This window comes from Streptomonospora alba, from assembly GCF_000826685.1.
GTDB classification, from domain to species: Bacteria; Actinomycetota; Actinomycetes; order Streptosporangiales; family Streptosporangiaceae; genus Streptomonospora; species Streptomonospora alba.
In genome coordinates this window covers 33985-48935 of the sequence record NZ_JROO01000029.1, presented here as the reverse complement: position 1 = coordinate 48935, position 14951 = coordinate 33985, and the positions used below count along the sequence as shown (strand labels likewise).

15 protein-coding genes are annotated in these 14951 nt (G+C 72.5%); 13 read left to right on the top strand and 2 right to left on the bottom strand.

Annotation, left to right across the window (positions count from 1 at the left end):
* The first annotated feature begins 79 nt into the window (after nt 1–79).
* The 10 genes from LP52_RS15205 (at nt 80) to LP52_RS15160 (ending at nt 8360) form a co-directional block, all read left to right on the top strand.
* A complete protein-coding gene (locus LP52_RS15205) occupies nt 80–1150 on the top strand; it encodes an ABC transporter substrate-binding protein (protein WP_052809882.1) in 1071 nt (356 codons plus the stop codon).
* A 54-nt stretch (nt 1151–1204) separates the two neighbouring features.
* Entirely contained in the window at nt 1205–2356 is a 1152-nt protein-coding gene (locus LP52_RS15200) for an FAD-dependent oxidoreductase (RefSeq protein ID WP_202966120.1), read from the top strand.
* A gap of 73 nt (nt 2357–2429) precedes the next feature.
* Nucleotides 2430–3029, top strand: a complete 600-nt coding sequence (locus LP52_RS15195; protein ID WP_040274321.1) for an amino acid synthesis family protein — start codon at nt 2430–2432, stop codon at nt 3027–3029.
* A 60-nt stretch (nt 3030–3089) separates the two neighbouring features.
* Entirely contained in the window at nt 3090–3830 is a 741-nt protein-coding gene (locus tag LP52_RS15190) for a class II aldolase/adducin family protein (protein WP_040274320.1), read from the top strand.
* A gap of 54 nt (nt 3831–3884) precedes the next feature.
* Nucleotides 3885–4817, top strand: a complete 933-nt coding sequence (locus LP52_RS15185) for a 3-hydroxyacyl-CoA dehydrogenase NAD-binding domain-containing protein (protein ID WP_040274318.1) — start codon at nt 3885–3887, stop codon at nt 4815–4817.
* A 9-nt stretch (nt 4818–4826) separates the two neighbouring features.
* Complete coding sequence (locus LP52_RS15180; RefSeq protein WP_052809881.1) at nt 4827–5642, top strand: alpha/beta fold hydrolase; 816 nt, start codon at nt 4827–4829, stop codon at nt 5640–5642.
* Between the two features lie 61 nt (nt 5643–5703).
* Nucleotides 5704–6168, top strand: a complete 465-nt coding sequence (locus tag LP52_RS15175; protein ID WP_040274316.1) for a YbhB/YbcL family Raf kinase inhibitor-like protein — start codon at nt 5704–5706, stop codon at nt 6166–6168.
* A gap of 156 nt (nt 6169–6324) precedes the next feature.
* Entirely contained in the window at nt 6325–7089 is a 765-nt protein-coding gene (locus LP52_RS15170) for an IclR family transcriptional regulator (RefSeq protein ID WP_202966119.1), read from the top strand.
* Between the two features lie 499 nt (nt 7090–7588).
* A complete protein-coding gene (locus tag LP52_RS15165) occupies nt 7589–8035 on the top strand; it encodes an SRPBCC family protein (protein ID WP_040274314.1) in 447 nt (148 codons plus the stop codon).
* A 121-nt stretch (nt 8036–8156) separates the two neighbouring features.
* Nucleotides 8157–8360, top strand: a complete 204-nt coding sequence (locus tag LP52_RS15160; protein WP_040274312.1) for a helix-turn-helix domain-containing protein — start codon at nt 8157–8159, stop codon at nt 8358–8360.
* Between the two features lie 396 nt (nt 8361–8756).
* Here the strand turns inward: LP52_RS15160 and LP52_RS15155 are convergent, their stop codons facing one another.
* Nucleotides 8757–9356, bottom strand: coding sequence for a TetR/AcrR family transcriptional regulator (locus LP52_RS15155; protein WP_040274310.1), 600 nt, complete (start codon nt 9354–9356; stop codon nt 8757–8759).
* Nucleotides 9357–9403: 47 nt separating this feature from the next.
* Between LP52_RS15155 and LP52_RS25825 the strand changes: the two genes are divergently transcribed.
* Nucleotides 9404–10477 (top strand): hypothetical protein, encoded by a 1074-nt coding sequence (locus tag LP52_RS25825; RefSeq protein WP_052809880.1) that lies wholly within the window; start codon nt 9404–9406, stop codon nt 10475–10477.
* 362 nt (nt 10478–10839) lie between these two features.
* Here LP52_RS25825 and LP52_RS15145 read toward each other — a convergent pair whose 3' ends face one another.
* Nucleotides 10840–11895, bottom strand: coding sequence for a glycoside hydrolase family protein (locus tag LP52_RS15145; protein ID WP_052809879.1), 1056 nt, complete (start codon nt 11893–11895; stop codon nt 10840–10842).
* 218 nt (nt 11896–12113) lie between these two features.
* Between LP52_RS15145 and LP52_RS15140 the strand changes: the two genes are divergently transcribed.
* Both LP52_RS15140 and LP52_RS15135 read left to right on the top strand, forming a co-directional pair.
* The gene (locus LP52_RS15140) at nt 12114–13208 is read left to right on the top strand and encodes a LacI family DNA-binding transcriptional regulator (RefSeq protein WP_084723220.1); all 1095 of its coding nucleotides are present in this window, start codon (nt 12114–12116) and stop codon (nt 13206–13208) included.
* 67 nt (nt 13209–13275) lie between these two features.
* Nucleotides 13276–14898, top strand: coding sequence for an FAD-dependent oxidoreductase (locus LP52_RS15135; RefSeq protein ID WP_040274309.1), 1623 nt, complete (start codon nt 13276–13278; stop codon nt 14896–14898).
* Nucleotides 14899–14951: the final 53 nt, after the last annotated feature.

Below are 14951 nucleotides of genomic sequence, written 5' to 3'. Positions count from 1 at the left end.
CGGCGCGGTCATCGCCGCGTACCGCGCACTCGCACCGACATCCCCCGCGCTCCCCGCGCATGTCCCTTTGGAGTACGTCATGCCATACACCGGATACCACCGCTTGCCCACCCGATCCGCGCTGCGCGCGAGCACCGCCATGGCCGCTTCGGCGGTCCTGCTGGCAGCCGCCGCCTGCGGCTCCGGAGGCGCCGAAGACGAGGGCCCCACAACGGTCACCGTGCAACTCGACTACCAGCTGCGCGGCAACCACGGGATGTTCTACGTCGCCCAGGAGAAGGGCTACTTCGAGGACGCCGGGATCGAGGTCGAGGAGATCACCACCGGCTCCGGCTCGCCCGACGCCCTGCGCACCGTCGGCAAGGGCCAGGCCGACTTCGGCTTCGCCGACCTGCCCTCCCTGGTCACAGCGCGTTCCCAGGGCGTGCCCGTGCAAGCCCTGGCCGCGGTCAACCAGGTCTCGCCGCTGGGGATGTGCACGCTCAAGGACAACGTGCAGTTGGGCTCGGTCGACGATCTGAGCGGCTTGAAGATCGGCGTGCACCCCGCCGGATCGACCTACATCTTCTACGAGGCCCTGATGGCCGCCAACGACATCGACCGAGACAAGGTCGAAGAGGTCACCGTGACCCCGCCCTACGAGAACTACCTGCTCGAAGGGCAGGTCGACGCCGTCATCTGCTACGTCGACGCCGAGGTCCCCCTCCTGCGCCAGCACGCCGGCGGCGAGGGCTCGCTCAGTGTCCTGCTCGGCGCCGACGCCGGCTACGACGCCTACGGGTCCGGCCTGACCACCAGCGACGACATGGTCGAGCAGGATCCCGAAACCGTGCAGGCGTTCACCGACGCCTACCTCAAGGCCTTCGAGTACGTCGCCGACCACCCGGCCGAAACCGCGGAGATCCTCGCGGCTTCCGCACCGGAGCAGGCCGACAACGCCGACCTCTTCCAGAAGCAGCTGCAGGCCGACATCGATCAGACCTTCACCAGCCCGGCCACCGAGGAGGGCGGCCTGGGGGCGATGGAGGAGCAGCGGTGGCAGGCGACCGTCGACATCCTCGCCGACCAGGGTGCCCTCAAGGGCCAGGCTCCGCCGGTGGAGGAGGTCTACGACCCCTCGTTCCAGGAGTCCTACCACTCCGGGAACTGACCGGATCGCGACGCGCCGCACGCTGAACGCCGACACGAAGAGGCGAAGGACCTGATGACACACACAACCGGCGGCCGCGGCCGCCACGCCGAGATCGCGGGCGCGGGGTTCGCAGGGCTGACCGCGGCAGCGGCCCTGGCCCGGCTCGGCTGGACGGTACGCGTTCACGAGAAGGGGGAACATCTCCGCGAGCAAGGCGCCGGCATCGTGCTCTGGCACAACAGCATCCGCGTCCTGGAGGCGATCGGGGCCTACGACGAGGCCGGGTCGGATTCCATGACCCCGCCGTACTACGAAACGCGGATGCACGGCCAGACCGTGTCGAAGGAGGACTTCGGCGGCCTGCGGTGGCGGACCATGACACGCCCGCACCTGCACCGCTGTCTGCTGGAGGCGGCGCGACGGGCCGGGGCGGAGATCCGCAGCGGCTCGGAGGTTGTGGCCGCCGACCCCGCCGGGACGATCACGCTGGCCTCAGGGGAGACCAGGGAGGCCGACCTGGTCGTCGGCGCCGACGGAGTGCGCTCCCGCGTGCGCGACTCGATCGGTTTCGAGCAGGACCGCTGGAAGTCCGCCGACGGGATCATCCGCTTCCTCGTGCCGCGGCACAAGGACGAACTGGGGCCCGGCGAGTGGGACAACGTGATCGACTTCTGGAATCTGGAGCCGCGCTACCTGCGGGTCCTCTACGTACCCTGCAACGAGCGCGAGCTCTACATCGCGCTGGGAGCACCCAGCGCCGACGAGCAGGGCAGCCGCACCCCCATCGACCTGGACCTGTGGACCTCGGTCTTTCCGGAACTGGCTCCCGTGCTGCGCTCGGCCGCCGTCGCCGAGGACGCCCGCTACTACGGCTACCAGACCACGCAGCTGCGCAGTTGGGCCAGCGGGCGGGTCGCGCTGGTCGGGGACGCGGCCCACGCCATGTGCCCGGCGCTGGCCCAGGGCGCAGGGACGGCGATGGCCAACGCCTACACCCTCGCCCAGGCCGTGACCGCCGCGGCCGCCGACTCCGCGGCGGTCGCCGGCGCGCTGGCCGAGTGGGAGCGGCGCGAGCGGCCCATCACCGACCGCTGCCAGCGCCGCTCCGCCGACTACGCCGCCACACGCCGCATGTCGCAGGGCAACCAGTTCGGCCCCGAGAACCTGGAAACCGCCGTCTACGACCCCACCGACCCCCGACGCCACACCGCCGGGGCGAGCTAGCCGCCCATCCCCGGCACCGCGCTCTGCGGCGGCGCCCGCCGCAGCGACAGCCATCGTGAGAGGAGCACCGGCCATGACCGGCGCAGCCGAAGTGGACAAGCACTACCGGGTTCGCCGTTGGGTGGGCACCGTCGAGGAGATCGCACACGAGAACGGCCCCCGGCCCGAAGAGCCCCTGGTCAAGGCGGCCTGCGGTGTCGTGATCGGCAACCCTTTCGCCGGCTCCTATGCCGCAGACCTCTCGGCGCTGACCGCGCCGAGCGCCGCCCTGGGCACAGAGCTGGGCCGACGGGCCGCCGCGCTGCTGGGCGGCCGGGAGGTGCAGAGCTACGGCAAGGGCGGCATCGCCGGAGTCGACGGCGAGCAGGAGCACGTCGTCGCCTGCGTGACCACCGTCTTCGGCGACGCCCTGCGCGCGGCGGTGGGCGGCGGCGCCGCCTGGATCTCATCGGCGACCAAGACCGCCGCGCCGGGCACACCCATCGACATCCCGTTGGCGTTCAAGGACGAAATCTACGTGCGCTCGCACTATGACGCGATCACACTGAGCGCGCCCGACGCTCCGCGGCCCGACGAGCTGCTGATCTGCGTCGCCGTGGCCAGCGGCGGACGCGTTCACCACCGAGTCGGCGGTCTCGACGCCGGGGAGGCCCGGGCGGCGGCCTCCTCCTGAGCACGGCCCAGAACCCGCCGCATTCGCCGCATTCACCCCATGCCGCACGGAAGGTCCGCCATGTCCCACAGCCACGCCCTGTACAACCAGGACGAGTCCATCGGCAACGTGCTGTGCGAACTCGCCCGCGCCCACCGGATCCTCGAACTGGAGGGCCACGGCGACATGTCCATGGGCCACCTCTCCTATCGCGATCCCCACGGCCGCGGACTCTGGCTCAAGCAGGGCAACCTCGGTTTGGAGGAGGTGGAGGCCCACCACTTCATCCTGATCGGCTTCGACGGCGACGTGTTGGAGGGCCAAGGCCTGCGACACCTGGAGTGGCCGCTGCACGCCGAGATCATGCGCGCCAGGCCCGACGTGGCCGTGGTCGGGCACACCCACGCCTTCCACGCCACCGTGTTCGGCGCGACGGACGGCGAAATCGGCCCCTACGTCAACCACGCGGTGTGGTTCGCCGACCACGGCGTCCCCCGCTTCAGCGAGACCAGCCACATCGTCACCACGCCGGAGTTGGGCACCGCCGTGGCCGCCACCCTGGGCCCGGCCGAGGCCGTCCTGCTGGCCAACCACGGGATCGCCTTCGTCGGCAAGGACGTCCGCGACGCCACCCTCGCCGGGATCTTCCTGGAGTGGGCGGCCAAGGCGCAGCTGGCGCTGGGGGCCTCCGGATTGGCCCACACGCCTCCCGACGCCGCGGAGACCGTCGACAAGCACCGGCGGATCTACCCCCAGCGCGCCCGCGACAACTACTGGATGTACTTCAACCGGAAGCTCGACGCGCACGAGGCCCGGCGCTGACAACGCCCGCGGCGCCCTTCCCGCGCCGAAACGACCCGCATAGGAGGAACCACCATGAACGTTCCCGGCATCTGCGCCGTGATCGGCTCGGGCACCATGGGCCCCGGCATCGCCGCGCTGCTGGCCCGGCACGGATCCGAGGTCCGCCTCAACGACATCAGCCAGGAGGCGCTCGACCGCGCCGAGTCCGCATGCACGGCCGCCTCGGGCGCACTCGACCAGCTCGGTACGCCCGTCACCGAGGGCGGGTCGGTCTCCTTCGAGCTGGACGCGGCGGCGGCTCTCGACGGCGCCGAACTGGTCATCGAGGCCGTGCCCGAGGAGATCGGACTCAAGCGCCGGGTTCTGGAGAGGATCGAGGCCGCCGTGGGCACCGGAGTCGTGATCGCGACCAACACCTCCGGCATCCCGATCTCGGACATGGCCGCAGCCATGGCACACCCGCAGCGCCTGGTCGGCATGCACTGGTCCAATCCGCCGCACTTGATCCCGATGATCGAGGTGATCCGCGGCGAGCGGACCGACCCGGCAGTCGAGACGGCGACCGTGGCGATCGTCGAGGCGCTCGGCTATAAGGCGGTGGTGGAAAAGGAGGTCCCCGGATTCGTGGAGAACCGGGTGCTCTACGCGATCATGCGCGAGTGCCTGTCCCTGGTCGAGCAGGGCGTGGCCAGCCAGGAGGACATCGACACCTGCGTGAAGTGGGGTATCGGCTACAAGTTGGCCGTGATCGGTCCCATGCGGCTCCTGGACATGGCCGGCCTCGACATCTACTCGTCGGTGTCGGGCTACCTCAATCCCGACTTGTCCGACGAAAAGGGGATCTCCCCCCTGGTGACGAAGCTTACGGAGCAGAACCGCCTCGGGATGAAGACGGAGGACGGGATGTACCCCTACGCCGAGGGAGAGGTCGCCGCCAAGCGCGCCGACATCCTGCGCGGCCTGGTCACCGTGCGCAAGGCGCTCTCCGAGATCACGCCGGTCTGAGGCGGGCCGATGACCGCGCACCTGTCGTTCACCCGCTCCACGCCCGCCGAGCTGTGCTACCGCGAACAGGGGTCGGGACCGACCGTGGTCCTGCTGCACGGCACCACCGCCAGCCTGGGCGTATGGGACCCGGTGGTGGAGCTGCTGGGCGGCGGCGTCCGCACGATCGCGCTCGACCAGCGCGGGCACGGCCGCAGCGCCAAGCCCGCGGGCGGGTACACCGCCGACCACTTCTGCGCGGACCTGGGCGCCCTCCTCGACGAACTCGGCTGCGACAGGGCGGTGCTGTGCGGCCACTCGCTGGGGGCGCGCAACGCGGTGGTGCTCGCCGCCGCGCGGCCCGAGCGCGTGGCGGGCGTGGTCGCGGTCGACTACACGCCCTACGTCGAGCCCGCCGTGCTCGACGCCCTCGAATCGCGGGTGCGCGGGGGCGACCGGCTCTTCGGCTCCGCGGCCGAAGTCGAGGAGTACTTGCACGACCGCTACCCGCGCACGCCCCGCGAGGCGCTGCGACGCCGGATCGCCTACGGCTACACCCGCGTCGGGGGCGGCCTGCAGGCGCTGGCCGCCCCCGACGCGATGCGCCAGACGGTCCAAGGCCTGCGCACCGACTTCGCCGAGGCGATGCGCGAGGTGGCCGTCCCCGTCACCCTCCTGCGCGGCGAGGCGAGCCGGATCGTCTCCGAGCGCGCCTTCGCCGCCACCCGGCGACTGCGTCCGGACCTGCGGGCGCTGGAGGTCGCCGAGGCCGACCACTACGTTCCCGAGCAGCGTCCGCGGACCGTCGCCGACGAGATCACCCGTGTGCTGGAGGAAGCGGAGTGAGGCGCCCAGGCGCCGCGCCGCCCTCGGCACCGGACAACCGACACCGAAAAGGAGACGAACCATGCCCCTGAACATCCGCGACCTGTCGATCGCGGCCCGCCAGTTCGAGCAGGGCGAGCGGATCCCCGACGCCCACGCGGCCAACGGCGGCGATACCGCACCCGACCTGGAGATCTCCGGAATCCCGGCGGGGACCGTGGAGCTCGCCGTCGTCTGCCACGACCCCGACGCGCCGCTCCCGCGCGGGTTCACGCACTGGACGGTTTACGGGATCACGCCTTCCACCGCCCGCATCGGCAGCGGAAGCGGCGGAGGCCCCGACCGCCGCGAGGGCCCCAACACACTCGGGGAGAACGCCTACGCCGGCCCCAACCCGCCCCCCGGCCACGGCACGCACCACTACTACTTCTGGGTCTACGCGCTCGACACCCGGGTCGAGGGCGCACCCTCGCGCGAGGCGTTCCTCGCCGACTACGCCGGAAACATCATCGAGCAGAACCGCATCGTCGGCACCTACTCGGCCTGAGGCCGGGCGGAGGTGCGGCCGCCCCGTGCGGACGCGCCTCCACCCCGCACCGGGGTTTTCCGGTACCCGGCCTCTGGCACTCTGTGAATGCCCGCAGGCGGCCCGGACGCCGCACGACCGTCAGGAACGAAGGAACGAAGAGAGGAGGGGGACGCAGTGACAGAGGTGCGAGGCCGCACCCCCGGCGTGGACAGCGCACGCCGGGCGCTGAAGGCGCTGCTTCAGTTCTCCGAGCAGTCTCCCGAGCTCACCGCGGACGACGTCGCCGAGGGCGTCGGCATCTCCACACCCTCCGCCTACCGGTTCCTGTCCCTGCTGCGCGAGCTGGACCTCGTCGAGGACAACGGCGCGGGCGGCTATGTCCTCACCCCGCGCATCCTCGCCCTTGCCGACACCGCCGAGCGCAGCATGCGCATGTCCCACGTGCTGCGCCCCATGGTGGAGCGGCTCTCCTCGGTCACCGGGGAGACCGCTCTGGTCATCCGCCGCGCCGGCGACTTCGCCACCTGCACGGAGATATCCCAGGCCGACCGGTCCATCCGGCTGTCGTTCCGGCCCGGCCAGACGATGAGTCTGCACCACGGCGCGGGCCCCAAGGCGCTGCTCGCCGGTATGGGGCGGGAGTGGGCCGAGCGCTACTTCGACCGGCTGGAGAACCGGCCTCCGCCGGCCGAGCGCGATGCGGTGCTGGCCGAGCTGCCGCTCATCACCGCGCAGGGCTGGTCGCAAAGCGTTTCGGAGGTGGACGAGGACGTCTGGGCGGTGGCGGCACCCATCACGGTGTCGAACCGGATGGTGGCGGTGATCAGCGTCGCCGGCCCCCAGTACCGGATCGGCGAGGAGCGCGCCGCCCGCATCCGCGAGGAGGTCGTCAACGACGCCGCCGAGGTCTCACGCACGTTGAGCACCTGGCGCGAGTGAGCGCCGCAGCGGGGCGTGCTCAGCGAGGGGTGCGAACAGGCGGCACCGCTCGCGGTGCACGGCCAGGGCGCCAGGCAGGACGCTGAGAGGGCCCCGGGCCCCCGGCAAGCGCACCGCCGAAGGACGGCGGCACGGTCCGGTCCGCCGCGACGTGGATCGCTCCTCGCCCTCGGGGGCGTTCCGCTTCCCCATTTGCGGGCTCTCCGAATGCCGTGACCACGGAGCACCCGTCCGCACACGGCTGCGGCACGTGCCGGACTTCGGGGAGCCGACCCGGCTCCCGAGCGCCCGGAACGCCCAGGGCGGTGCGTTCCCCCGGCGGACCGTGGACGGAGCGGGGACGAAGCGGGGTATTCCGGGCGGGGTATTCCGGGCGGGGTATTCCAGGCGGGTTAGGCGGTCATCACCGACGCGAACCGCCGTGCTGCCGCGCGATCGTTCTCCCATGGCCGCGGAGCCGCAGCGAGCTCCGGATCCACGTCACCGAGGAGAACGGACCATGAACGCGATCACCGAGATCGACGCGAACGCGCCTGTCGTCGTACGCCGCAGTATCCACGTCGGCGCGCCCTTGCAGCGCGTGTGGCGGTTACTCGCGGACGTGCCCTCGTGGCCGCGGTGGCAGCCCGAGATCACCGCCGCGCGAGCCGCCGGACCGTTGGCGGTCGGCGACACGTTCCGCTGGAGCACGGCGGGACTGGACATCGAATCGACCGTGTACGCCGTCGAGGCGCCGCGGCGAATCCTCTGGGGCGGGTCGGCCCACGGGATCGTCGGCGTCCATCTGTGGACGTTCGAGGAGGCGGGTTCCTCCGTGCGCGTTCGCACCGAGGAGTCCTGGGACGGGGAGCCGGTACGCGCCGACGTCGCCGGCATGCGGGCCGCTCTCGACGACTCCCTCGCCTCGTGGCTCGGCCACCTGAAAAGCGCGGCCGAGCACGCCTGAGGGTCCGGCCCGACCGGCCGTACGCCTCGGCACTCACTCGGGTTTCGCAACCGCTCTGCTCTCCGGTCACCGCGCCAACCCGGCACAGCTCGACGCGCTGCTGACTCCGATCCGAGCCCGCTTGCTGCGCTACCTGGACCGCGAAACCCCCATGAGCGCGGTGCCCGCCCTGCTCACCTGCAGTCCGCCCACCGCCACCCATCACTGCGCGGCACTCGCCAAAGCCGGACTCATCCACCGTAGGCGGCAGGGCCGCACGGTCAGCATCGCCCGCACGCGCCGAGGCGACCTCCTCCTGGAGGCCTATGCCACGGCGGCCCCGTAATCGGCCAGCGAGTCACTCGGCGGGCTCGGCCTACGTGAGATCGACCGGTGCCCATCCCCGCGTGCGCGGGGGAGCACACCGGGCGCATCATCAACTGCCCGTTTGAGGGGGACCAACCCCGCGTGCGCGGGGAGCACCGTCATCACGAGTCCGACAGCATCGACGCGGTGGCCCCGAGCCCCAACAGGTCCCCCGGGTTTCGACGTGATCGCCGATCGCCTGTCAGCCCTGCACAGGAAGCCCATGGGGCTCTCCGGCACGCGTTACGTGGAGTCCCGTCGCCGGGTGCGGTAGACGGAGATCCACACCGATGGAGATCGTGGGCCTCGACCGGTGCCGGGCCGGCAGCCTCCACCGCCCCGGTGCACTGTGCACCCCGACTCCCGGCCGCTGGCGTCAGCGAGTCGGGGCGAGCAGCCGCTCGGTCTGTTCGAGCAGCATCGGGGCCTCACGGGCGGCCTCGAATCCGCTCCGTCCCGCCACCAGCGAGGCGAAGCCGTCGAGCAGCAGAACGATCCACTCGACGAGGCGGTCGGCCGGCAGATCGGTGCGAACGCCGCCGTCGCCTTGGGCGCGTTCGACCCAGGTTCGCAGGCCCAGGCGGACCGCTCGGTCGTCGGCTTCGAGCGCGGCGGCCACCCCGGTGTCCCCGACCTGGCCGCCGACGGCGCGGACGAAGCCTGCGGCACGCTCGTCCTCCAACTCGGCCGTCGCGTGCCGGACGAAGTCGAACAGCACCTGCCGGGCATCGGCGCGGCCCTCCTGGGCGGCGAAGAACTCCCGGGTCTCGGCGGTCCCCCATTCGATGATCGCCGCCAGCAGGTCCGCCTTGGTCGGAAAGTAGTGGAAGAACGTGCCGGAGCCGATGCCCGCAGTGCGGCAGATCAGCGCGGTCGTGGCGCCGGCGTAGCCGTGACTGGCGAACACGGTCAGTCCGGCGTCGATGATCTGCAGACGTCGGGCGCGGTGGCGTTCGGGGTCGATCGGTCGAGGCACACGCCCATCCTAGTTATTGGAGCAGTCACTCCATTAACATTGCGGCCATGCTCGCCCTCCGCCGCAGACTGGGTCCGGTCCTCGCCGTCTACTTCGGCGCGCCTGTGTGCGCCGAATACCTGCAGGCCTACTTGTCGTTGACCGGGAACGCACTTCAGCTCTTAGGCGGTTTGCTGTTCCTCGGCCCGCTCTACGGCGGCGCGGCGCTGCTGATCCGGGAAGCGGCGGTTCGCAGCGGGCTCGGTTGGCGTGGCGTGCTGCTGCTGGCCGCCGCATTCGGGGTGGCGATGCCGGGGCTGATCGACCTCTCGCTGCTGGGCGAGCATCGGGCGGATGTCCCGTACTGGGAGGAGCTCCGACGACCCACACTGATCGAGCCGCTGGGCGTGGCCGCAGGGCCCACGCTCGGCTGGGTCACCGGGCATGTGCTGATGAGCGTGGGCGCGCCGCTGGCTCTGCTGCACGCCCTCGCGCCGCAACAGCGAGGGCGCCCCCTGCTCGGGCGGACCGGGATCGCGGTGGTCACCGGGCTGGGCGCCGTTGCCGCGGCCCTGGTGCATATCGACGGCCGGCAGATGTACGACTACTCCCCCGGGCCCGGGCAAGTCGTCGGCGTCGCAGTGGTGGTGTCGGCGCTGGGAGCCGCGGCGTTCTCCCGCTGGGGAAGACCGCTGCCCGCCGACCCCTCGGGTAGACCGGTCGCACCGGCGGCGATCCTGCTCGGCGGGCTGGCCGGCAAACTCCTCATCGATCTGCTGCCCTCCACCTGGGTCGGAACGGCGGGACGTGCCGCCGTCCTGCTCCTCGGGGCCGCGGCGATCCATCGGCTTGCCGTCACCCGGCGTTGGGAAGCACGCGAGTTCGGACTGCTGGCCGCGGCCGCGATCATCGGCGGCACGATCACCGGGTTCCTCAGTCCGGTGCCCGAAGGCGTGAGCGTCGCAGCCAAGTACGTGCAGAACAGCGTCCTGCTGGCACTCGCCGTGGCGATCGCCGCCCGGGTGCACCGGGCCACCGCCCGGGGCGAACCGTCCGGCCACCACGGCGGCACCGGTCATGCCGGGCCCTGCGGCGACCGGTCCCCCGGCACGCGCCGTCGGAACGATCGGGGCGAGCCATGACAGGCGGACCCGCCGATAGCCGGACGGATTCGTCGGGGGCCGCCCGCGAGCACCGCGACCCCCGATGCCGCGCCGACCCGGCCTCCCCGATCGCCCGGCGGCCGTAGCGGCGATCGGCGCTCGTGTCGGGTCCGCAGGGCCGAGCCGCGACCCGGCTTCCTTACGGCGTCCGCCTCCGCAGAGCAGCACCGCGAAGCCGTTCGACACCGGCATGGCCCTCTCTCGCGGCCGCCGCCGAGCGGGAGGCGGCGGTACGCGGCCGTTCCTGTCGAGGACCGGGCGGGCGCCCGGATGCGGCGGGCACGCGGCGGCGGACGTGCGGTGCCGAGAGGGCCGGCTCGGGCGGGCCGGGCCCCGCCTGGTCAGGCGCGCGCGACGGCGATCGTGGCGCCCAGGCGGCTGCCCGCCTCGTAGAGCATGTACTGCGTTCCGTGGTGGGAGCCGTACGACGGCGCGGCCGAGCGCCCGTTGTCCGGCGGTCCGGCCATGGGCTCGTGCACGGTGCCGAGGTGGCGCCGCAGCGAGAAGTCGCGCCCGACCTCGGTGAGCCGGATGTCGCCCTCGCCGGTGTGGTAGGCGACGTAGGTGCTCCCGCCCTCTTCCACCACGTGCGGCCCCGACAGGTTCGCCGCCCCCGCCGCCGCGTGGTCGACCAGCGGTTCGGGGTCGAAGTCGAACGAGACGCCGTCGGCCGACCACCCCCAGCCGATCGAGCGGTGGTTCGTGGTGTCGTTGCGCATGAACACCATCACGTAGCGGGACCCGCGGTCGGGCAGCGGGTGTTCGAACACGCGGGCGTAGGAGGTCTCGGTGGTGCCCTCGGGCAGCATCGCCGTGGTCAGCACCTCGCCCTCGTAGTGGAAGTGGATTCCGTCGCCGGAGCGCGCCAGCCGGGTGGTGGTGTTCTCGCCGTGGAAGTACAGCCACATCTCGCGCTCCCGCTCGTTCCACAGCGCGTGCGGCGAGGAGACGTGGCTGACCGAGTAGTGCGGCGCCCACTCGCGCCCGATGATCGGGTTGTGCGGGTACTCGGTGTAGGGACCCTCGGGCGTGTCCGCGTAGGCCAGGCAGATCCCGCCGGGCGCGTCGTGCGGGGCGTAGTAGAGCAGGAAGCGGCCGGGCGCGTCGGGCAGCCGCCCCACCGTCCCGCGCAGGCAGGGGAAGATGAACTCGCCGGTGGGGTTGTAGGCCAGGTTCGCGGTGTCCAGGGCCTCCCGCACGAAGGTGTAGCGCGGCAGGACGTTCGCGGCACCCGCTCCCGATGCGGCGGGGGAGGCGCCGGCGGGGGATGCGGCCAGTCCTCCGAGCGCGCCGGCGGCGGTGACCGCCGCGGCTCCGCGCAGCAGCGTGCGGCGGTCGACGCCGGGTGCGGCGTCCGAGGAGGTCGAAGGGCGGGCGTGGGGCTGTGTCTCGGGCATGAGGGGGCTCCCTTCCGGGGGCGCCGGGGGCGGCGCGTCCGGGTGTTGAGAACGAGAGCCTCGACCAGCACCGATGCCTCAGTCAAGAACCTAATACGTATTAACGAAACTTCCCCGGTTCCGGGAGGAAATATCCCGGAAACCATTGACGATCCACTGTGCTGCGACTCAGAGTCTTGAGCTAATCCGCATTAGCTTGCGAACAGAGGAGAACGTTGGTGTCCGACACCGTGCCGCCCTCGCCGAAGCCGCCCCGTGCGGCCGGCCGGGCGAAGCCCCGCCAGTCCGACATCGCCCGGGCCGCGGGCGTGTCCCAGGCGACCGTCTCCCTGGTGCTGCGGGGCGCCGCGACCGGTGTGGTACTGGCCCCCGAGACACGTCGGCGCGTGCTGCGCGCCGCCGAGGACCTGGGATACGTGCCCGACCCCGTCGCCACCCGCTTGGCGGCGGCGCGCAACGGCATGCTCGGGCTCTACACGTTCAGCACGACCTTCCCCACCGACGTGGCGCACTCGTACTACCCCGTCCTCGTGGGCGTGGAGGAGGAGGCGGCCGCCCAGGGCCAGGACCTGATCCTGTTCACCGGCGCGAGCCGCGCCGCGGACGACTCCGGCGACGCGGCGGCGGTGCGCCGCGTCCGCGCGGCCGACGGCTGCCTGTTCTTCGGCCGCCACGTCCCCGAGGACCCGATCCGCAGGCTCAGCGAGGACGGGTTCCCCTTCGTCTACATCGGCCGCCGCGAGGAGCCCGGCATCAGCTACGTCGGTGCCGACTACGTCTCGGCGTCGGCCGAGGTGGCCGCTCGCCTCGCCGCGCAAGGGCACCGCCGGGTCCGCTACCTGCGCGAGAACGACGACGCCCCCGCCTCCACCGACCGCGAGCGCGGTGTCGTCGAGGGCGCCCGCGACGCCGGGCTGGAGACGGCCGGCCTCGTCGAGCGCACCGACGGAGGCGACGTGGACGCCCGGCTCGCGCGCTGGCGCGGCGAAGGCGTCACAGCGGTGATCACCGAGGAGACCGACACCGGCGCGGCGCTGTCCGGGCTCACCGCCGCCGTCGCCCGCGCCGGCCTGGCCTGTCCGGGCGAGGTGTCCCTCGCCCTGCTCGGCACCGCGACCGCGGCTCCCGCCGGCGCGGCGCCCGCCCTCGGCGGGGAGATCAGCGGTTTCGACGTGCCCATGCGCGAGATGGGCCGGGCCGCCGTGCGCCTCCTGCTCGACCTCATCGAGGGCGAGGCCGCCCCGCGCCGCCACCTGCTGGCCTGCGAGCCCGTGTCCGGCGCGACCATCGGCCCGCCCGCTCCGGCGAACTGACCCGCCGCCCCCGCACCGCCGTCCCCCAACCCCCCGTCCACCCCGACCCCACACCGAAAGGCGCGCAATGACGGAGAGCAGCACCGAGATCCTGGTCGTCGGAGGCGGGCTGGGCGGCGTCGCCGCCGCCCTCGCCGCCGCACGGTCGGGGCGCAGGGTGGTCCTCACAGAGGAGACCGACTGGATCGGGGGCCAGCTCACCTCGCAGGCGGTCCCGCCCGACGAGAACCCGTGGATCGAGCGGTTCGGCTGCACGGCCTCCTACCGGCAGGTGCGCGAGGGCATCCGCGACTACTACCGCCGCGCCTACCCCCTGCGCGCCGAAGCCGCCGCGTCGCCCGCCCTCAACCCGGGCGCAGGACGGGTCAGCAAGCTCTGCCACGAACCGCGGGCGGCCCTGGCCGTACTGGAGGAGCTGCTGGCTCCGCACCGGGCCGCCGGCCGCATCACCCTGCTCGCCGGCCACCGGCCCGTCGCCGCCCGCACCGACGGGGACGAGGTGCACGCGGTCGAACTCGAAGACGCCGAGGGCGGGCGGCACACGATCCTGGCGGACTACGTGCTCGACGCCACCGAGAACGGCGACCTGCTGCCGCTGGCGGGAGCCGAGTACGCCACCGGGGCGGAGTCCCGCGCCGAGTACGGCGAACCGCACGCCCCCGAGGCGGCCGACCCCGCCAATCTGCAGGGCATCACCTACTGCTTCGCCGTCTCCCACCACGAGGGCGAGGACCACACGATCGAGCGCCCCGGCCTCTACGACTTCTGGCGCTCGTACCGGCCGGACTTCTGGCCCGGGCCGCTGGTGGGCTTCTCCGCCCCCGACCCCCGCACGCTCGAACCCGTCACCCGCAGGTTCGACCCCAACCCCGACGTCGACCCGCTGGACGTGGCCGCCGACCAGAGCGCCGAGGCCGGCGACAAGGAGCTGTGGGGGTTCCGCCGCATCCTCGCGCGCAGGCTGCACCGGCCCGGGGCCTTCGACTCCGACATCACGCTGGCCAACTGGCCGCTGAACGACTACTGGCTGCGGCCCGCGCTGGAGATCGACGGCCGCGCCGACGCCGAGACCGTGCGCCTGGCACACGAGGAGGCCCGCCAGCTCTCCCTGTCGGTGCTGTACTGGCTGCAGACCGAGGCGCCCCGCCCGGACGGCGGCACCGGGTTTCCCGGCCTGCGGCCCCGCCCCGACGTCACGGGAGCCGAGTACGGCCTGGCCAAGGCCGCCTACGTGCGCGAGTCCCGCCGCATCAAGGCCGTCACGACCGTCACCGAACACGACGTCGCCATGGATCTCGTCGGCCCCTACGGCATCACGCGCCGCCACGACGCGGTGGGCATCGGCAGCTACCGCATCGACCTGCACCCCTCCACCGGCGGCGACACCTACATCGACATCCCCAGCGTGCCGTTCGAGATCCCGCTGGGCGCGCTGCTGCCTGTGCGCATGCGCAATCTGCTGCCCGCCGGCAAGAACGCGGGCACCACCCACATCACCAACGGCTGCTTCCGGCTGCACCCCGTCGAGTGGAACATCGGCGAGACCGCCGGGCACCTGGCCGCGTTCGCCCTGGACAACGGCACCCGGCCGCACGCGGTGCGTGAGAAGGACGACCTGCTGGAGCGGTTCTGCGCGGTGCTGGACCGCGCCGGCGTCGAACGGCGCTGGCCCGACGTGCGCGGCTACTGACAGCCCTCGGGGGAGCCGCCCGCGGCTCCCCCGCCTGATCCCCGTCCCCGCCC

Bases quoted from the DNA above. Each gene is read 5' to 3' on its own strand.
- LP52_RS25825 (WP_052809880.1), top strand. From the start codon at position 9,404: ATGCTCGCCCTCCGCCGCAGACTGGGTCCGGTCCTCGCCGTCTACTTC.
- LP52_RS15175 (WP_040274316.1), top strand. From the start codon at position 5,704: ATGCCCCTGAACATCCGCGACCTGTCGATCGCGGCCCGCCAGTTCGAG.
- LP52_RS15165 (WP_040274314.1), top strand. From the start codon at position 7,589: ATGAACGCGATCACCGAGATCGACGCGAACGCGCCTGTCGTCGTACGC.
- LP52_RS15185 (WP_040274318.1), top strand. From the start codon at position 3,885: ATGAACGTTCCCGGCATCTGCGCCGTGATCGGCTCGGGCACCATGGGC.
- LP52_RS15180 (WP_052809881.1), top strand. From the start codon at position 4,827: ATGACCGCGCACCTGTCGTTCACCCGCTCCACGCCCGCCGAGCTGTGC.
- LP52_RS15205 (WP_052809882.1), top strand. From the start codon at position 80: ATGCCATACACCGGATACCACCGCTTGCCCACCCGATCCGCGCTGCGC.
- LP52_RS15195 (WP_040274321.1), top strand. From the start codon at position 2,430: ATGACCGGCGCAGCCGAAGTGGACAAGCACTACCGGGTTCGCCGTTGG.
- LP52_RS15135 (WP_040274309.1), top strand. From the start codon at position 13,276: ATGACGGAGAGCAGCACCGAGATCCTGGTCGTCGGAGGCGGGCTGGGC.
- LP52_RS15190 (WP_040274320.1), top strand. From the start codon at position 3,090: ATGTCCCACAGCCACGCCCTGTACAACCAGGACGAGTCCATCGGCAAC.
- LP52_RS15200 (WP_202966120.1), top strand. From the start codon at position 1,205: ATGACACACACAACCGGCGGCCGCGGCCGCCACGCCGAGATCGCGGGC.
- LP52_RS15145 (WP_052809879.1), bottom strand. From the start codon at position 11,895: ATGCCCGAGACACAGCCCCACGCCCGCCCTTCGACCTCCTCGGACGCC.